This window comes from Paraburkholderia sp. PREW-6R, from assembly GCF_039621805.1.
Classification (GTDB): domain Bacteria; phylum Pseudomonadota; class Gammaproteobacteria; order Burkholderiales; family Burkholderiaceae; genus Paraburkholderia.
In genome coordinates this window covers 33,075-52,313 of the sequence record NZ_CP155076.1, presented here as the reverse complement: position 1 = coordinate 52,313, position 19,239 = coordinate 33,075, and the positions used below count along the sequence as shown (strand labels likewise).

The 19,239-nt window shown below is 56.5% G+C and carries 10 protein-coding genes and 1 pseudogene; 2 read left to right on the top strand and 9 right to left on the bottom strand.

From position 1 onward, the window contains the following. Window positions 1-598 precede the first annotated feature (598 nt). The 6 genes and pseudogenes from AAGS40_RS29680 to AAGS40_RS29655 all read right to left on the bottom strand — a co-directional run bounded on the left by AAGS40_RS29680 (window position 599) and on the right by AAGS40_RS29655 (window position 9,266). Window positions 599-1,618: an IS110 family transposase gene (locus AAGS40_RS29680; protein WP_345817786.1), complete on the bottom strand. Its 1,020-nt coding sequence runs from the start codon at window positions 1,616-1,618 to the stop codon at window positions 599-601. 90 nt (window positions 1,619-1,708) lie between these two features. Beyond that, window positions 1,709-2,823, bottom strand: a pseudogene (locus tag AAGS40_RS29675) (IS3 family transposase); the annotation flags it as partial. 2,386 nt (window positions 2,824-5,209) lie between these two features. Beyond that, window positions 5,210-6,232: a replication initiator protein A gene (locus AAGS40_RS29670; protein WP_345817785.1), complete on the bottom strand. Its 1,023-nt coding sequence runs from the start codon at window positions 6,230-6,232 to the stop codon at window positions 5,210-5,212. A 46-nt stretch (window positions 6,233-6,278) separates the two neighbouring features. Continuing rightward, window positions 6,279-7,160: a ParB/RepB/Spo0J family partition protein gene (locus tag AAGS40_RS29665; RefSeq protein WP_345817784.1), complete on the bottom strand. Its 882-nt coding sequence runs from the start codon at window positions 7,158-7,160 to the stop codon at window positions 6,279-6,281. After that, complete coding sequence (locus AAGS40_RS29660) at window positions 7,157-7,969, bottom strand: AAA family ATPase (protein WP_345817783.1); 813 nt, start codon at window positions 7,967-7,969, stop codon at window positions 7,157-7,159. The genes AAGS40_RS29665 and AAGS40_RS29660 overlap by 4 nt, the downstream gene beginning before the upstream one ends. Before the next feature lie 976 nt (window positions 7,970-8,945). Then, the gene (locus tag AAGS40_RS29655; RefSeq protein ID WP_345817782.1) at window positions 8,946-9,266 is read right to left on the bottom strand and encodes a hypothetical protein; all 321 of its coding nucleotides are present in this window, start codon (window positions 9,264-9,266) and stop codon (window positions 8,946-8,948) included. Between the two features lie 850 nt (window positions 9,267-10,116). On the opposite strand from AAGS40_RS29655, the gene AAGS40_RS29650 reads away from it, so the two are divergent. Beyond that, window positions 10,117-10,911, top strand: coding sequence for an EAL domain-containing protein (locus AAGS40_RS29650; RefSeq protein ID WP_345817781.1), 795 nt, complete (start codon window positions 10,117-10,119; stop codon window positions 10,909-10,911). Between the two features lie 537 nt (window positions 10,912-11,448). Then, window positions 11,449-12,360, top strand: coding sequence for a winged helix-turn-helix domain-containing protein (locus AAGS40_RS29645; protein WP_345817780.1), 912 nt, complete (start codon window positions 11,449-11,451; stop codon window positions 12,358-12,360). A gap of 525 nt (window positions 12,361-12,885) precedes the next feature. On the opposite strand, the gene AAGS40_RS29640 is transcribed toward AAGS40_RS29645, so the two are convergent. The 3 genes from AAGS40_RS29640 to AAGS40_RS29630 all read right to left on the bottom strand — a co-directional run bounded on the left by AAGS40_RS29640 (window position 12,886) and on the right by AAGS40_RS29630 (window position 18,976). Next, complete coding sequence (locus tag AAGS40_RS29640) at window positions 12,886-15,624, bottom strand: EAL domain-containing protein (protein ID WP_345817779.1); 2,739 nt, start codon at window positions 15,622-15,624, stop codon at window positions 12,886-12,888. Window positions 15,625-15,883: 259 nt separating this feature from the next. Beyond that, the gene (locus AAGS40_RS29635; RefSeq protein WP_345817778.1) at window positions 15,884-16,627 is read right to left on the bottom strand and encodes a hypothetical protein; all 744 of its coding nucleotides are present in this window, start codon (window positions 16,625-16,627) and stop codon (window positions 15,884-15,886) included. A gap of 627 nt (window positions 16,628-17,254) precedes the next feature. Continuing rightward, complete coding sequence (locus AAGS40_RS29630) at window positions 17,255-18,976, bottom strand: ShlB/FhaC/HecB family hemolysin secretion/activation protein (RefSeq protein ID WP_345817777.1); 1,722 nt, start codon at window positions 18,974-18,976, stop codon at window positions 17,255-17,257. Window positions 18,977-19,239: the final 263 nt, after the last annotated feature.

Genomic DNA, 19,239 nt, shown 5'->3' with positions numbered 1-19,239 from the left:
AACCAACACAGCTCATCATGCTGCTCAAGGGTCCGGTAAGGAACCGAACCCACTTGCGGGCGTGTTCATCTCGCAGTTATAGACTACAACTGTATCATTGCAGCAGGTACGAGGTAAGCGGTCTGTCCTACTCCGGACTATTCGCGCTTCGCACGAGACCTGTGTGTCTCTATTGGAGTTGACCCTGTAACTCAGGACACTCGGACACCGTTAGGTTGATGATGCAGCAGTTCGCCGGAACTCCCGGGGCGAACGGTACTTCAATGCCTTATGCGGGTGACGCTCGTTGTAATGTATATGAACGCCTCCCTTTGCGAGAGGCTTCGGTCGGGCATTCCAGAACAAGACGGGCTGCAGCTGTATATCCGGCCTATTTGCAGTTCGGACTACCGCTGCTGGCCACTATGAAATCCGCTGACTCGCACCTCATTGCTCAAACGAGCTCGAAGCTCTCACTACAACACAGGTTCAGCGAGCCTCGGTCCTACCTGTTCTGTCATTCCAGATGAAGCGCCTGCGCAACCTCTTGATGGTTCACGTACGACACGATGATGTTGATACGAAACTCACTGATTCCACGGCGCACCGGCAAACGTGCTCAGACTGGCCGAACGCTTGCGTAACCCTTTTCATACGGGCGTCCGTGTGCAAGGACTGCCCAGATGATCCGTGCGAGCTTGTTCGCCAAGGCGATTACTACCACGTTTGCCGGCCTTCGTTTTTTCAGTTGCTCGACCCAGAGGCCCGGGTCCTTGGCATTTGCCAGGACGCAGCGCGCACCGTGAGTCATGAGCGTGCGTAAATAGGTGTCGCCCCTCTTGCTGATTCCAAACAGACTTACCTTTCCGCCCGAACCGTGCTGCCGCGGAACGAGCCCTAAAAACGCTGCAAATTCTCGCCCAGATCTGAACGATTTGGGATCGGCCATTGTGGCCACTGCCGCCGTTGCGGTGAGCAGACCAACGCCAGGAATTTCGGCTATGGCCGAACAACTTCTGTCTTGCTTCAGCCAGACGCGAAGCCGTTGCTCGATCCTCGCGATTTGCTCGTCCATTCTTGCAACTTCGTTCCACCTGTCACGCAGCGTGTCGATCAGCATCGCCGGCAGACGTTCCGAGAGTCGGTGCAAAGTGCCTGGCATTTCTCGTTCCAGGACCGCGCGGCTTCTCCCCATTACCTCGCCGTATTCAGTCATCAGGCCGCGCAGCGCGTTTATCTGCATCGTGCGCATCTTCACCAGTTGCTCTCGCATCCGGTGCATGGCGAGCACCGCCTGCTGAGCTTCGGTTTTCACTGAAACACACTTGCCTGGCTGTTGGACAGCCAGCCAGATTGCTCGTGCGTCCGCCGCGTCACTCTTGTTGCCGATGTTGAATGCCTTGACGAATCTCGATGAGAGCAGCCTAACCTGATGCCCCAGCTTTGTCAGTTCACGCGCCCAATGCTGCGCGCCCCCACAGGCCTCCATTCCAATAAGGCAGGGGGCCCGATTTGCGAAGTAGTGCAGAAAGCTGGCGCGCTTAATCGCCTTGTTGATGATCTGACCCGTGTCCGCGTCTACATGGTGAACCTGAAACACCGATTTCGCGATATCAATCCCAACAGGAGTGAGCAGCATAGCGATCTCCGATTTTACCAAGACGCCTTGGCCCTATCACTATAGTCCGGCCGGCGCGGCCAACTTTGGTGGGAGGCGTTCATATCATTGTTCAAACGCAATAGCCAGATGCGAGAGTGCGGTTGGTACATCAGGCTTGTGCATAAAGGCAATGTAATCGTGCTTGATTGTCTTCACGAACGACTCGGCCATGCCGTTACTCTGCGGCGAACGAACGGGTGTAGTCAACGGCTCCAGACCCAGCTCGCGAGCGAAACTGCGCGTGCGATGGTCGATGTAGGCAGAGCCGTTGTCTGACAGCCATTCGATGGTTGCGCCTGCCTGCGTCGTGCCGAAGCGTTGCTCGACCGCTGCGAGCATCACATCACGTACGACGTCGCCGCTATGACCGCCAGTAGTCGCTGCCCAGCTGATAGCTTCCCGGTCATGGCAGTCCAGTGCAAACGTCACGCGCAACGGCGAGCCATCGTCACAACGGAACTCAAAGCCATCCGAGCACCAGCGGACATTACTCTGGTCAACGGCAATGCGTCCGTCATGCCGGCGGGTATCGCGACGTTGACCAAGGCGCCGAAGGAGCAACTGATGGTCGCGCATGACGCGATAGACCCGCTTGGCATTCACGCACGGCGCACCAGTCATTTCGTGACTACGCCGCAGCAGCGCCCAGACTCGCCGGTATCCATAAGTCGGCAAGCCCGCCACATGCTCGTGGATTGCAGCGACCAGCTCCGTGTCGTCGGTCTGTCGGGCGCGGCGGCCGTCCTCCCAGTCCGGGGAGCGCGTTTTTCTGACTGCCAAAGCAGAGCGCGCCACGCCGAGAACATCGCAGACCGTTTTCATTGGTCGTCCCCGGGCAGTAAGGGCGAGCGCGCAATCCAGTTTTTTGAGCGACCATACTCGACTGCTTCCTTCAGGATTTCCGCCTCCTGCGTCTTCTTGCCGAGCAGACGCTGCAGCTCCCTGATTTCCTTCATCGCTGTGGCTAACTGGGAGGCGGGCACCACGGCTTCTCCAGCCTTTACCGCAGCCAGGCTGCCTTCCTCGTATTGCTTGCGCCACGCAAACACCTGGTTTGGGTTGACCCCGTGTCGTCGGGCAACCGCTGAAACCGTTGCTCCCGGCTCCAGGGTTTCCTGCACGATGGCCACTTTCTCCTGGACCGAACGTCGACGACGGCGCTCCGGCTCGGTCAGAACTTCAATGCTTTCCACGATTTGCCTAGGCTTGAAACTAGTCACAAGATTCCCTCTTATTTTAAGGGGTGTCTCGTGTCCTGAGAATCAAGGGGCTACTCCATCTATTCCGACGTTAATATGACGCCTTGAGCGCGCCGTATGGAGCAGGGCGCGGCCATGCTTGATGCTTCCAAATTGGAAGCTCGAATCTAAGCAGTCCACATTTTTCGGTGTCTAGTGATCGGTTCGTTTGCGTCCTGATCGACGGTCGGCGTGCCGCCTGCACGCGCCGTGCGCCTGAGCTGAAACCATCATATTCCCCCCATGTGCATCGTAAATTCGTTCAAATTCTTACGCTGCGGGACTGGCGAGAAGCGGCTTTCCGGACTCGCCCGTAAGATATGAACGGTACTGACTTTCCACTTACTTCACACTCGTAAAGAGGCAGGCCAACAGACGGCGTTGCGTGTTCCTAACAAATTCCGCTGGCCTAACCGAGTTGCCGCAACCCGGGCCGCAGTGCAAACAACCTGTGTGAAGATCAGTCTTGTACTGATCGATGATGCACTTCCGCTCGGCCAAAAACATTGCGTCACGATCCGCAATGATGTTTGCTTGCCAGAGCCGCATCTATCACCATTCTGATGAACTGACAGAGCGGATACGCCGAATGACGTCCATACATAAACACACCACGCGGCGGTGTGACTGACTGCTTATGGGGATAACTTCATGTTAACCGTTAAAAGAATGTTAACCCGCGCGCGTGTTAACGAAAATTATCTAGCTGAATTATTCTTAATATCAATGTCTTACCGGCTAGCCTCGTGGGTGAAAACACGATTCTGCCGTGGGTAAAAACACGGGCGCCACGTGGGTGAAAGCACGTGCTTCCGTGTGCGAAAACACGGTGTGGTTCATTGCTTTACGCGCGCGTGGGTGAAAACACGAGCAGGATCTCCGCGAACCGGAGACGGGATATGCCGTCTCATGATCTGAGTGCTCTGAAAAGGACCATTCAGGTTTGCTTCCAGCTGGGAAGGGGGCAATGCCGTACGTCACAGCTCCGGGTCGCCACGGGAAGTCAGCTATCTGACGGCCAGCACGAGGAGCTGGGCTTGCAGCGACGGGGTGTCAGCATAGTTGGGTGCGTAAATCGGGCTACAACGCGAGTCCCCCAAGGACGCCCGTCCTGACGCCTCCTGTTCACATGCAGACGACTCAAGCGGTCTGGAAACTCGATCTGATCTGGCGCAAAGAGGTCGCCGACAATCCGGTCGTCTTCCCGACCGTTCAAGACAGTATCGACGTGATAGTTATTCCTGGCATAGGAGACATGCCTATTCGAAAGTGCAAATGCATGGCAACGTCGCAGCTGTCGACCAAGGGGATATGGGTTTCGAGAGCCCGACGTGTCTGTTGCTACGACGAAATCCGGATTGCTACGCTAGTGTCTTGAAGGGTGCCGTACTTCGCAATCAGTTTGCAATAGCACGCACAGCCGTCTCCGGAGAAGCGCTGTCCGTCGCACTAATGCCTGCCCAGATGCAGACGACCTGTCGTCTGGAGGACACCGTCAGGGCCGCAACGGTGGTTCTATCGCCCGGTGAGCAGCCGAATGCAACAGGACCATCTCTAACGGATCGATACGTGGCTTGCGGCGCTGCTTTCCGGGTCCGGCTCTTTTCAGAAAGCCCAGTTTCGCCGACTAACGCGCCGGCGATCACCCTCATTGGCGCCGCAGCCCGTCGTTGCGCTGCGCTGGAGGCGAACTCGCGAAGTCAGTATGGTCTCCGTTATCGTCGGTAGGCCGCCACAGCCGCAGGGCCTTCGCTAAGTTTTTGGTTTTTGCACGATGAGCCGGCTGGAGTCACCGGCAAACGTCGTCTCCAGCCTACTGACAGCGATCACACTCGTTACTGATGCCGCCCGGACACTTGATGCGCCGCGGATTGGTGGTGCGCCGCGGTTTGCGGACTCTCTATGGTGCATCTGCTCTCTGGTAAGAGAGTCGTCCCACCCGAGCTGCGGTCAAACGACAAGGAACAACTGGCCCGGACATTGACGTCGGGCGACGATCGCCACGATCACGGCATCATCGTGGGCACCGTACGTCAACGAGAGCTCCAGTGGACGCATTTCGCCAAATCCGCAAACTGGAACTCAACATTTCGGGTCCCGACTACTCAGCGGTGGCCAATACCCTGATGCCGCTTCCCAATGGAATCCATTCACTGTTGAGCGCATAGACGTCAATTCCTCGAAAGTGACGGCGAACACGGTGTCATGGCGATGGGAGACCGCCTGAGAAAGATGAAGAGAGAGGCCTGCGCGCCGGATGCGACCGATAACGCCGCTGCCCCTGTCATTATAGAAGCCTGAGAGTGTGGGTGAAAACACGATACCGGAGGCACTAGCTGCTTCCCACCGTTTTGAGCGCTGCAGCGGTGAGGCGCCGCATGTCTCTTGTGTAGAAGATGACCCGCCTGGCCTTTGCATCGTAGGCGGCTCTGTAATCCGGAAGGCAGTCCGCCTGTACAATTTCTTTAACCAGCCTGCGAAATTCCCGTAGCGTTCCGGTGGAGCCGCTTTTCTTGAACAGGATTTCCTCACTGACTGCCCAGCATGCCTGATTGCCGCAGTGCTTGCGCGCCAGCTCGTACAAACGCTTTTCCAGTCCCCCCGTCAACCGGAAGTATTGCTTGTTGATTGTCAGAACTTCGAGCGCCTGAACGGCGTTGTAAAGCCACTTTGACAGGGTAATTTCGACAGCAACCATCCTTCCGTCCCTGCCGCGTTCGACGATTTCCCAGTCCTCGATCATTCCGAAACCGCGCTTGCGCCGCTCGCCGCCGGTTGCGATGTTGGTCTTGATCTGCGTCCCCTTCAGTCGTTCGAGGGTACGCTCCAGAGACTCATACTCCGCGCCGCTGGTGCCGCGATTTGTAGAGACGAAATAATCGTATGCTGTGAACCTCACTGTTCGGTTTGTCACGTCAGTACGCCCCTCGTTAATCCCCTGTACCAGTTGACTCGTGGCGTAGATCAGCAGATCCTTGTCCCAGATGGTTGCAAGACCCAGCACGCTTGGTGTGATGGTGATCTCAACGTTATTGTGCTCGTAAACCCGGATCGTCGTGTCCGGACGCTTCTTCAGACTGAAAAGCGGATGCTCCATCGAATGACGATCATTCTTCTGCGGGACATCAACAAAATCGGCAGTGAAAAAATCGAGCTGACGGTGACGCTCATCAGAAAGCATCCTGGCAGACTTGCGTCGCACCGCGACCGTTGTTGCGGTCCTTCCCGAGTCAGTGTCATTCTGACCGCCATCCTCGGCTGGGCCGATGGTCGGCGCAGCATCCTCACCCCGACGAGCGCGCGTCCGCATCCTTTCTTCCAGTGCCCGTGCTTTTGCTAATGCGTCGCCATCCATCCCAAGTCCTGATTCAGGATTATGTCCAAAGTTTGGACGTTAAGAGCTAGTCAAGAAGCTCGACGACAAACCGTTGGATCCTATCCATCTGCTCTTCTGAAAGCGCACTGATGCTGAGTTTCACGATGAACTTGCCCTGATGACGTGACACTGTCCCAATCTTCGCGGCGCCCTTCATGACAGGAATCGGCCTGGACGGCTCGACCGGCTTTGTGTCTGCAAGCAGAATCATGGAGGCGATCTTGGTCTGGTCGAGCCGACCAGCCTCAAGCTGTCGCCACGCTTCGCGAAGGCGGGCGTGAGCATTAACGTCGTCCCCTGCGTCCTTGAGCGCCTTGACGATGTCTGATGCTGCCGAACGTGATAACAACTTCGGTTGCATGACGAGCCGTTCACGGACGAACTCTGGCAACTTCGAATACGAAAGATAACGATAAAGATCTGATCGCTGGATTCCCAGTGACTCCGCGAGCCGCGTTCGCCTTGGAAACTGCTCTTCTATCCTGCGGATGCCTTCCCCCACCTCAAAATCAGACAGATCCTCACGCTCTATATTCTCGGCAAGCGCAAGCATCGCACTAGTCGCGTCGTCCACGTCCAGGATGATTGCTTCGATCGTGGGTTTCCCGAGATGCTGGTGCGCTCGCAGGCGACGTTCGCCCGCCACCAGTTCGTAGCCGTCGCCCACCACGCGGACACTTACCGGTTGCAGCAGACCAACGGAACTGATTGATGCTGCCAGTTCGTGAATCTCTGATTCGACAAAAGCAGTCCGTGGCTGGTACGGGCTCGCACTGATCTTTTCGAGTGGGATCTTTGTATGATGCCGGCCGGCGTCAAAATCGTCGCGGTAGTTTGCATCCCGATGTCGCAGGGTATTCTGCTCAGCCTTGATTGCGAGTTGTGCCTTAAGACTGCGGCGGCTCACTGCGTACCCCCAACAGGCATCTTCAGGCCAAGGGTATCGATCAGCCCGGTCGCAAGCCGGCGGAACTCTCTGGCAACCTTTGAGGTTCGATCGAGGCAATGCACGCTCTGCTGCATGACGGCAGCCTGATTTACCTTAGTGCTGGCTGATATCTTCACGGGCAGGATCTGCCCGAAGGTTCTTGTCGCTGTCGTTTCCAGGAGCTTGCAGACCGTCTGTCGTTCGTCGTGTTTAAGAAGGAGAGCACCTAAGAGCATCACTTTCGGATTGATGCGTCGGATCTTTGCCACATGCTTTAAAAGATCATCCGCGCCATATAGGCCATATTGCGAGCCGGATTCGACAGGCACGATGATGTGAGTTGCCGCCGCCATGGCGTTGCTTGTAAGAAGCTTGAGGCTCGGAGGACAGTCAATCAGGATAATGTCGTACACGCCGTCCGCCGGTTCGAGCTTGCTGCGCAATTCCTCGGAGGGTCTGGGCGTAACGTCCTTCAGCTCATCTTCTGTTTTTCCGAGGGAGAGCGAGCCGTATATCAGTGATACTCCTTCGAGATGGGTCTGCTCATGGATCGCATGGGGGAGGCTGGACGGTTCGCCTAGCAGCAACTCAGCGCAGGTGAAGTCAACCCGGCTGGGATGGGTTGTTCCAATATGCAGGCTTGCATTGGCCTGGGGGTCCATGTCGATAACAAGAACCCTGAAACCCATTCGTCCGAATTCGGCAGCAAGATTGATGATCGTCGTCGTTTTCCCGCAGCCGCCCTTATGGTTCGTTATGGCTACGACTTTTGATTGCGAAAAAGACATCGACTGATACTCCCGGGTCATATTCCGTCCAAACTTTGGACAACTAATCGCATTGCTTGGTACCACATGCTGTCCGAGAGATGGATGCACCTGATTGCGGCTGTCGGGTAATGTGCCTGCAATTGCGGTTCAGCTTCGATGCCCCTTCCCGTGAAAAGACCAGGATACGATGCCTGACAGCGACCTTCAGTGTGACATGGCGCGCGGTCCTCATCCAGCAGTTCACGCTTCACTGAACATTCAGGCCTGCTGCAGCCGGGCGTGTGGAAATGACAACTGCTTTTCAACAGCAGCGTGTGCCTGCCATCGCCTGAAGATCTGCGCTTCCTGTTCAAGAAACCGGGCTACCCTTGTCAGCCAGTAGGCGTCGAAAGATCACACCGGATGACTCCCCATCTGTTATCGACGTTAAGGGAACTGTAACCATTGAGCCGGTTCGCAGTTGCACTATCGCGCGGATAATGGGCCACAGGCCTCGGTGGAATCGCCGGATTCGACGAATGCATGCGGAAGTGTCGCGTTCACTTCCGCCGGATCCCAGCGCTGACCGCCGATCATCGCCAGAAGCATACCGACTGTCATACCTTTTGGAATACTTCATTCTTTGTCATTTCTTTGCGTGACTCCCGCATACACATGCCGGCAAGCTGGGCCGGATATCGTATCGGCATGCAGCCGTACCAAAACACGTTCAAGGCTTCGGATACGGCGCGACACGAGGCGCCCGGCGTATGCGTCAGCTTCAGGTAGCGGCAAGCTCCTGCAGTCGAAGGGGCAACAGCGGCTGACAGATGCTGCCCATCTATCCAGCAACCGCTTGAGCCCAGGATCACCATCACACCTGTCAGGCATCCGCTAATCCTGCAGAAGGTATCAAACCGATGATCCTGAATTGTTATTTATTGTGATCAAGCTTTTCATGCGACATTGGCGATCATTCTAAATATCGCAAGTACTGCTCCAGGCTGTAGCACGGTCACCTGAACCAGGCTGCAACCGTGATGCCGAACCCTAATCCAAGTACCAGTCCGATCAAACGGCCACCAATAGTCGCGCGGACATCTTCGTCCAGCACAAAAGGAGACCGACGCGATTTCCACACTGTCAGGTCGAAGAGCGGTCGCCAGAGGAGAATCAGCATGCCGCAGAGCACGGCACCCAGCAACGCCACCACCATTTCAAGGCTCGATGAGTCAACCGATCGGGCGACCAGCATCCCAGCGGATGCCAGTGCAGACTCAAGTACGAGTCCCTGCAGGGATCCGCGCAAAAGATAGTCGCTGGAGGTAGCAAGCATGTTGATGATCTCGTCACGTTCTAACTGGCAATCGATGTCACGGTATGGCTTCGGAAGCAGCGCACATTCATTATTACATCTCCTTTGGTGCCCGTAGCCGCCCAGCGTCCTTCGTCATAACTTTTCATATACATCTTTAGAGGAGATCTGGACACGTGAAAGATGCCCGAATGGCGCAATTTTGCGATCTGATTAAATGGCGTTGTTGCCTGATAGATCTGCAGGCATTCTTTAAGCTTTTGAACCTGAGTGTGAGGTGTTCCCGACCGCCCTCAATGACGACTTACTGGCCGCCCCTCTGGCGTTCCGCTGTCAACCGTCGCGAACTCCTTCGAGTCATCGTCGCCGGCACCACCTATCCGGAACCCGGCCGATCTTCGAAGGATCAAACACAACGCCGGAGAAAAAACCTGCGAAGCTGGCGGGCGCGTTGCCTGGCGCGACACTGTCGGTTAACGCTGATCATGTGCGCCGACACACCGTCATTTTGAACATAATTGGGACGCCGGTCTGTACGCCCTGAAAGGAGCCCACACCGCAAGGCGTAATCGTGTATATGTCTTTGCGCAAACAGCTAACGGGCATTTTTACTCAGTATGTACTAACAAATCATTACGTTACGGCATGTGTCGTCATACGGAAAACGGCTACAGTATTAACATCCCTTCTGACTGCTAGAGTTGCAGGACCTCCAGGAATTGACTTATAAAGGAATGATATCGTGGCAGATGCATTGACTGGTCGGAGATGAGGCTCTTGCACCAGAATGAAAGCCGTCTCACGATGCGTGCTCGCCCGGTTAAATTGCCGCAACACTGGTCCATCAATGGCCAGACATTGATGCCAGATCATGACAAGCTCACAAATCCTAACCTCAGACATGCATCACGCACTTTCCAATCGCGAGATGCGCCTGCTTTACCAGCCGAAGTACGATGTGCAAACCCACGAGATCAGGAGTGCCGAGGCGTTACTCAGGTGGGATCATCCAGCATACGGCGTATTGCCCCCGGAAGCTTTCATACGGATTGCGGAGCGCAACGGGATGATCATAGACATTGGCGACTGGGTAATCAATGAAGCTTGCCGACAGATGGGCGAATGGCGCACACACGGAATTGCCGAGTTTGGCATTGCCGTAAATGTCTCAGTGCGTCAGCTCGCGGGTGACCATCTCTTCTCGGTCGTCTGTGATGCGATCAGACGTCATGGCATTGAGCCTGGTCTTCTCACGATCGAACTGACGGAAACATCGGCAATGCACGACTTTGCCGCAAGCATTGAGATACTGCAGAAGCTGGTTGGGCTTGGAGTGCGCATTTCTATCGATGATTTTGGGACCGGCTATTCGAGTCTGATGTATCTGAAAAGGCTACCTGCTGCAGAACTCAAGATCGATCGGGGTTTCATGGTTGACGTACCCAACGAGGGTAGTACGATTGTCGCTGCGATTGTGGCGCTAGGCCGGGCACTCAAGATGCAGGTCGTTGCAGAGGGTGTCGAAACACATGCACAGCAAGCTTTTCTCAGTCGTCTCGGTTGCCACGCGATGCAGGGCTTTCTTTTTGGCAAGCCTGTGGCACCGGATGCGTTGATGCAGATACGAAGAAATTTCGCAGTGAACGGTGTCTACCCCGATAGATAAATGTCTGCCTGCCTGCTGTTGTGGCAGATGTCTACCTTGCGCCAGTCATCCGGCTGTTTGGCTCCATGGGTACACTCCCACCCATACTGCGCGCAGTTCATCGCATGGCAGGCTCGAGTTAACACCTGCACTTCGGCACTTGCGATCAGGCACGGCAGCGTGCGTGACACCAGCCTGCCTCAATAATCTGGCCATTGCGATGTCCTGCCGGATCATCGTCTCCGGCGAGGCGCACCTGCGTTCTGCAACCGTCGCCGAGGGATGGCCGCTCATCGGAGACGACGCCAGATCTGTGACCGTTGCGCACCCGCTACGAAATGCCCTCACGACGTTGGTCTTCAGATTTGACGGGTCCGGTGCGACGAACGCGGTGGATCGATATATTTGCCAACGGTTCACACCGATAACGACCAAGGCGAACACTGACCCAACACTTCCTGCGTCGCTCCTCGAAAACACCAGCATCCCGCTTTACTCATATTTCATCATCCGGCGCTGCGCAAATAGTGTGATAACTCAGTCAAGCCGAGGATAGTCATGAACAGCATTGGAATACAGCGCTTTGTCCTTAACGGACGATGGGTTTTCGACGAGACAGTCAACCAGGTCACGAGCCTGACTGGCGCGACGCCGTCTATTGCTCTTCCAGCCGTGGTCACACGTCTGCTTGGTGTTCTGGTTCGTTCACCGAATGAAATTTTCAGCCGTCGCCGGCTTTTCGATGAGGTATGGCGCCGTCACGGTCTTGAGGTTGGCGACAACAGTCTGAACCAGGTCATCCACGGCCTGCGAACATCGTTCGAGCGTCTCGGCGAAGGCGCACCGATCGTCAAGACTGTTCCTCGCGTAGGGTACTGTCTTATCGCCAATGTGACCATTGGGGACGCAGCGACAAACGAGCGCAAACCGCTCCATTCGGTCGAACAACCGTCAGCGCCGGCCCTCCAGCCGGCGTGGAGCGCTTCCCCGCCACGCATCCTCCTCGACGCGCAGACATTCCGCAAGTGTACAGAGCTCGAATGGCGTCGTGCATTGCGCAGCGGGTTGCCCATGTCGCTGCTCATGCTGAGCCCTGATGTACATACCGGAATGACGGCCGATCCGATAGCTGTCACTGAGGTCATCGAGACAACGATCGTTCACCGGCTTCGCCGACCCGGCGATCAGGGAGCGCGGTACTCGGCGACCGAACATGCTGTCCTGCTTCCTGACACTGATCGTCAGGGCGCCGCACATGTCGCGCAGGAGATTCAGCGCGCCATTCAGACGGGCGAGTACTGGCAGGGCTTTGGTCCGCCGCCGCGTGTTCTGGTCGCTGTCGGGCAGGCATGCACGGCACAGCGCCGTTACGCCACGGTCGACGACTGGATCGAGACGGCACGAATGGCATTGCTGGAGGTGCTGGGAACTCCCTTGAACCGTGCGATTCCGCGGTTCAAGGGAGACTGATTGCCTGCCTGCGGATTCGCCGGCTCAATGCCACGAGAACCATGACCAGCGAGGCTTCTGCCGAAACCCGGAAGAGTCCGTTCTGCAGAAAAGTCTTCTCCTGGGCAATGAAGGCCTGTCGCCGCCCCGCTTTTCGTACAACCACCGCTCAACGCGACCCAGCGACCCAGCGACCCAGCGACCCAGCGACTAAGGTATCGTCTTCCTGGGCGCCGCGAACCGGATGCCCGGATGCTGACGCAGAGTCACGCAGTGACCGGAACAATGCGTGTCTGACCTCTCATGACGATGCACACAGTGGTATTGGGCGTCTACTTCGAAATGCCCGGACCAGTGAGGCAGTTTGGCAAGAGCCTTGCCGGGGGAAGCACGCAGCAATACGCGCGACACGACGCCGTCAAGGCACCGGGCCTTGCAGATCGATGTAGCGCGACGGCTTTATGGCCGGGTTCCGCCCTCAGGCGTAATTGCATCGTAAGAGCTGCAAGCGCGTGCGAGTCTATATCATCATATCCACACCGGTCCTCATGCGTGGCAATCAAGTGCATCAAAGGAGTCGCTGCCCGGATCCCGATGCAGTTCCTCAAGGAGCTGCCGGTCTGAGATAAAGTCGACTGCGGCGTGGGCCTCGAGAATGTCTTTGGCGAGTTGCGGTTTTGCGATGATAAAACCCTGCACATAGTCCACGTTGATCTCGCGAAGAATCTGGAGGGTTTCGACGTCTTCGACTGACTCCGCAATGCTGCGCATGCCCAGATTTCTTGCGAGCGACACGATCGCCTCGACGATCGCAACGTTGGCCGGATTGCCCGGCATGGAACGAATGAATTCGCCGTCGATTTTCAGGGCGTCCGCCGACATGTCCTTCAAATATCGGAACGACGTGTAGCCTGCGCCGAAATCATCAAAAGCGATTTTTGCACCGAGCTCATGTACCCGGGAGATGAACTTCTGCGTATTGGCGAGATCGTGTAGTGCGATTGTCTCGGTGATTTCCAGACACAACATGGTGGCGCATGCGCGGTGCCGCTTCAGCAAAGCGCAAACGTACTCCACGAATTGCTCGTCATTAAGCGACCCACCGCTCAGATTCACGCAGATGAACCGGGTGTTCCCCAGCGCCTTGCGGTTGATCTCGATCCAGTCAAGCACGCTGGTAAGCACCCACCGGTCGATTGCAGCAATGTGACCGGATTCTTCCGCCGCAACGATGATTTCGCCAGCCAGTTCAACCGTGCCATCGGGCGCCCTGCGTCGAAGCAGGACCTCGAAATTAAGCGAGTCGCCGGGCTGCGCAAGCGACATGATCGGTTGCATCATGAGAAAAAGGCCCGATGGCAACCTGTTCTGCCTGAGCATCTCAACAAGTCTCATCTCCCGGTTGTATCGCTCGAAGATCGGAGCGCCGGCACGATAGACCATCATGCGCGAATGCGGATGCTTCTTGGCCTCGCGGCATGCACAGGCCGCGTGAGAAAGCGCATCCTGCGCACGGGTGACCCGCGTACATTCGACCACGCCCAACGACGCTTTCACCTGGAGCACGCGGTTGCCCGACCGGTACGGCGTGTCATTTAGCAGCGTGTAGAGCTCCGTGCATCTTTCGAGAACGCTATCAACCGATAAATCAGACACAACGCATACGAACTCGTCCCCCCCGATACGGGCGAGCCGGGTGTCAGCGCCAAAGTGCGTACGCAAACGGGCCGCAACCTGCCGGAGAACCTGGTCGCCAGCCTGATGCCCGAACAGATCGTTGATAAGCTTGAAGCGATCCAGATCGATATAGGCAAGCGCCCAAGGCGCTGACTGTCTGGACATTGCGTGGATCGCCTGTTGCAGACCACGACGGTTAAGCAATCCGCTGAGGGAATCGTGATCCGCGAGGAACCGAAGGCGTTCCACAGCTTTCGAGCGCTCGGTAATATCCTGCAGCGAACCTTCCAGGCACCCGTTTGAGCGGATGATCTTCAGCAGAAAACAGCGGTCGCGGATACTGAGGAAAGTGTGCGGATGGATCTCTTTTTCTACCGGTCTGCCAGTCGTTGCCTGCGCATCGCACTGGGGCAGACAGCCGGGCTGAAAATAGTCCTGCCAGTACCGGTGACGGTAGCTACCTTCGCGCATCTTGAGCATGTCGCGTAATGCAGCATTGGTTTGCAAGAACTGGCCGTTCCCGTCGAGCGTAAAGAGCCCGACAGGCGTGACATCGTACGTATCGCGTAACCGGATTTGCGCTCGCCTGTTTTCATCACGCTCCGCCCGGATTTTCTCCGCAATGGCGACTGCCGCCATCAGGCTGGACATCAGCACCGTGACCACAGGATCTGCGTCACCCAACGGCAACTTCACTCCGAACGCCGCACTACAGACCTCCGAAAGGATGGACCCGAGCACCGTGGTCATGGAAGCTGCATACCATAACACCGTGCGCGTGCGGCTTCGCCAGATGATAAGCCCGAGCAGGAAGATCAGCACACAGATTGCAATAGCACTGAGTGTCCACAATGCAGGGATGAAATAGCGATACGGCAGAACCATTGCACAAACCAGCAGCGGCACGCTTGCGCACCTGACAAGCTTAAGCGCGGCCACATGCCCGACAGACCTGAGCTGATCGCGGAAAAGGCGTTGGAACAGTTCGATCGTAATGAGGTAGTACGCTGCGAAGGTGAGTTCCCGCAGCACGGGCAGAATGCCAGGCGGAATCGGGTAGCCAAACCACTGTGAATCCCAGCCCATCGCATTTGCACAGATGCGCATGTTGCCGATGAGCCATGCGGCAAAGATCACATAGGTCCACTCGCGATTTATCAGTGCGGTGAGAAAAACGAAGACTGCCAGCGTGGTCAGTCCGCCAGCGATGATCGCCGCGTTATCGTGAAACTGTCGTGCGGATCGTTGCAGGTCGGCTGCGCGCCAGGCGATGGCTTCAATATAAGCGGGTCCCATAAAGGTTCCGCGACACAGGAGCCGTTCGGAAGGGGTGATATGGATCGCAAACCCAGCCTTGACAGGATAAAGGTTGCCGGCCACTTCAAGCCTGCTCCCACTACCGACTGGCGCCAGGTTCGTGGCATCCCAGCAGGTAACGGTCTGCGCGTGACGCGACGGTAGTTCAACGACTGATGCCGTCTGCATGCCAGATAAGAAAGGCAACGCAGAGTCAACGACAAACCACACGGGTGTTTCGGCGAGCCGCGTGCTGTATCGACGGGTTGGCAGTGCGTCGCGCAGTGCGGCTAACGCCAACGCCGGGGTCATGATGCCAGCTGGGTCACTCACCGCCCGCAGGACCAGTGGGGAGAAAGAAGGCGCTCCCACCCTTGCGGGCGTACCGAGCAATGCCACAAGCGACGCCACGACGACGAACAGGGGAACACCGCATACCGAAAAAATCCGGAGCAGCCAGTCTTTGCGCTGACACCATAGGGAAGATCCTGATCTCATTTGCCTGTGATCCCTTGTCCGGTGCATCGGCGGCGGCCAAACCCGCCGCCGATGCACACTATTTCGCCGTCCGTTAGTCTGCTGACGTTACGCCATGAAACGTTTTCAGCCTGTTTTCATCGAGGCTCTGGACGTCGATATCCGGATGCTCAGTAAGAAAAAAAAAGCGGTACAACGGATGACTGGCCTGCTGCCAGCGCTCCCGGGCAAAAGCAACCTGCTTTGCCATCAGCCGGTGAGGCATACCGCCAACATGCGTCATAGGGAAGAACTCCTTCTTTCCACTCACATCGTTGAACAACATTTTTTCGTATTCGCGATCAAGCGGGCTGCGAGCGGTAATCACCATCCAGTCCAGCCGCCTGATTTCGCAATACATGAACAGGGCTTTGCACAGCGCCACCTTCACCAGGCGTCCCACTGTGCCACCAGCAACGCCAAGACGCGTAGCCTCGGCAAGCCTGCAGCTTTTCAGCCAGCCCGGAAGTTCGATCGACCGCTCAAGGGCAAGAGGCTCGTAAAGGTTGGTCTGGATGCGCATCGTTCCAAGCGGACCACCATCCAGTTTGGATTCGGCGATCAGCACGACGGTGCCAGGCCTCTGGTCAAGCTCTTCCGGCACAAACGTTGAAGCGAACTCGGGCAGGTGTCTTCCATAGGCAAGTCTGCGCATCTCGACCGCTTTCAGCAACTCAGCCTGAGACTGAACGATGCGGATTACAAATGGTAGTCGCTGCTGCGCTGATGTGGAATCCTCATCAGCCTGAACAGGTACAGCTACGTTTGAACCACAGGCTTTCTTGTTATCTTGCATCATGCTTCATCTTTCCGTTAGACAGGTTATGCGACGCGATGTTGCGACGCACTACGAGCCTCCCACAGACGGTCAGCGATTGACGCGCGAAAACTATGGCCTTTTCACGAATATGAATGCAAAACGCCCCATGTTAATCATCCATAAAAAAAGATTGATTAAAATAACAACTGATCACAAATATGGGCTCCATATTGAGTAGCTTCATGAGAAGCTTGGGGGGCTGTAACGTGTGAATGAGCGATCAGCGGGCGTTGTGTAAATGATATCTTTTGCCTCGATTTCCGTATCAAGTGGTCCAGAGCGTTGATCAGAGATATAGCCAGCGAACCCTTCTTCTGCTAGTTGTCGCGAGCCGTGGGTGATGGAGCAAAGCGCCGGGCAAGCCACGAACGGCTTGCCGCTGCAACTGTCAGAGGCGAACCTCGGCGGGATGTCGATGACCGTCAGGCATGCTGATCATGACATGGTGCAAGGGGATTAAGAAAAAATACGGATCTCTCGGTTCGTACCACTGAAATGCAATGCCTGACGGTATGACGTTGGGCTCAGGCAGTCCGCAACTGTCTGGACCGGATGGTTATACGTTGTCCGGAGCCTGCATGCGCTGCGTCAGGTCCGTGTGCCTGTCTAGAGGTTGAACGTGGCCTGGAGATAGACGAGCCCCTTCTCGCGCGGGACGAATTTCAACCACGGAGCAGGAGCTGAATAGAACGCATCGAGGGAAATGCGTCCTGCGCTGTAGCGCACGCCGACTGTCGTGCCAATCAGCGTCACACTGGTGTCGGTCGCTGAATTTGCGCGCCAGATCCTGCCCGCATCAAGCCCTATGTATGGGGACAGCAGTGTTGGCATGCCCCAGACAGAGCCATGGGAAAGCCAGCCCAGTTCATTGCGCATGTAGACACCTGTGCTGCCGGAAGCGGTATTCCTGTCGAACCCGCGCACCGTGTAGGGACCGCCAATGAGCATCTGGGATGAAGGGTAAAGCTGGTCCTGTGACCATTGTCCCGAGTAGCTCGCGGAATATGTGAATTGCTGTGCACCGATTGCAAACTGTGTAGTCGCACTGCCAACACTGTGAAACACGGTGTATTGCGCCCGTGGACCTGTATTGCCACTGTCAATCGTCGCATCCAGTCCGTGCAGACCCTCGGAAAGGCCAAGCGACGCCTGGAGCCATCCGTTTTCGACGCGTCGTTTCACGATGACATCACCATCAAAGACAGCCAGATGGGGACTTTGCAGTGCAAGCTCCTGCGCTCCAAATGAAGTAGAGTCGCGCTCCGCCCTTAGTTGTCCGGATACAACCAGCTGCGTATTCTGATCCCGGTATAACAGACGCTCCCCTTTGATAAACAGACTGCCCAGCGTCCCATCCGTCTTGACGGCGCTTCCCGATGGCAGCGTCAACGTCTGGCTGTAGCGACTCGTCTGATACCCGACGGTAAAATCGTTGTAACCGAACGGAATGTTGTAGAGGGTAGAGAAGCTGAATGACCGGTACGGCTGAGGATTCCAGGGCGACGATCGGCGCATGGAGGTCGACAGGGAGTCTGCCAGTCCTAGCGGGTTGTCCAGTGTAAGGCCTGCCACACCTTCGGCGCGACCTGTTGCGCTATTGCCCAGCGTATCGACGGAGAAGTAAGCGCGCCAAGGCGCCTGCGTCCTCTGGTTCTGAAGGCGAACGACGCTGCCCCCTGCGGCCGCCCCGGGTTCAATCTGTGCCGTTACGTTGTTCGACGCAAGAGCATTCAGGTGATCAATGCCTTCCTCAAGGTCGCGAAGGTTGAAGATGTGCCCAACCGTCATTGGGAAAACCGTCGAGAGCGGGATCGAACTGCCCTCCACCGCATAACGTTCCAGGATACCCTCAACAACACTGATGCTGAGTACATCCGGCGCAAGCGGATCGGGTCGTCGCACATAGGCATGCGTCGTAACGTAGCCGTCTTCGAGATAGTGTCTCGTGATTGCTGCGGCCAGTGATTCAGCATCCTGTTGGCTCAGACACCGCCCCAGAAAAGGCGCAATCAGCGCATCGCGGTAGATCGGCCGAAGGTGATCTGCGCCGTCAATGCGGATCTGGCGATACTGATGGCATTCGCCAGCAGGTCCATGCGTCACGGGGGGTACCACGGCTTCGGGCGCTGGTGTTGGAGTGCGAAACGGATTGGCATCCCCGTTCTGCAATGACCGGTCACGATCGAGCTGCTGCTGCTGCAACTGGCCTTGCCGCTCGAGCTGCAATCGAATGTCGGGGCCCACCGTTTGCGCATACCCCTGCTTTACACCACATGCCAGCGCCACCAGGGCGCACGCTAGCCTACGCAACCGTTTCCGTTCGTACATACACTGACTTTTCTGCATGTTTCCAGAATGTGGAGAATGGCTTGACGAAGGCGCAGACTGACGATCTTCAAGCGCGGGCGCGACCGGTCCGTACCATTCCTGTCTCGAACCTGCACCAACGTGATGTCACCGGAACCAGAAGTGCTGGAACGACATCCTCAACCTATTAATCGGCCATTCGGGTGGGGCGAACTTCATCACCTGCCTGCCGGGACTGCCAGGGTCACTTCTCTGTCCGGTCCGTAGTTACGGTTGGACGAAGT

What these genes read in the sequence shown, in the direction of transcription:
- AAGS40_RS29680 (WP_345817786.1), bottom strand. Translation starts at nt 1,618, where the DNA reads ATGCTGCTCACTCCTGTTGGGATTGATATCGCGAAATCGGTGTTTCAG.
- AAGS40_RS29670 (WP_345817785.1), bottom strand. Translation starts at nt 6,232, where the DNA reads ATGGATGGCGACGCATTAGCAAAAGCACGGGCACTGGAAGAAAGGATG.
- AAGS40_RS29660 (WP_345817783.1), bottom strand. Translation starts at nt 7,969, where the DNA reads ATGTCTTTTTCGCAATCAAAAGTCGTAGCCATAACGAACCATAAGGGC.
- AAGS40_RS29655 (WP_345817782.1), bottom strand. Translation starts at nt 9,266, where the DNA reads ATGCTTGCTACCTCCAGCGACTATCTTTTGCGCGGATCCCTGCAGGGA.
- AAGS40_RS29650 (WP_345817781.1), top strand. Translation starts at nt 10,117, where the DNA reads ATGACAAGCTCACAAATCCTAACCTCAGACATGCATCACGCACTTTCC.
- AAGS40_RS29645 (WP_345817780.1), top strand. Translation starts at nt 11,449, where the DNA reads ATGAACAGCATTGGAATACAGCGCTTTGTCCTTAACGGACGATGGGTT.
- AAGS40_RS29640 (WP_345817779.1), bottom strand. Translation starts at nt 15,624, where the DNA reads ATGACCCCGGCGTTGGCGTTAGCCGCACTGCGCGACGCACTGCCAACC.
- AAGS40_RS29635 (WP_345817778.1), bottom strand. Translation starts at nt 16,627, where the DNA reads ATGATGCAAGATAACAAGAAAGCCTGTGGTTCAAACGTAGCTGTACCT.
- AAGS40_RS29630 (WP_345817777.1), bottom strand. Translation starts at nt 18,976, where the DNA reads ATGTACGAACGGAAACGGTTGCGTAGGCTAGCGTGCGCCCTGGTGGCG.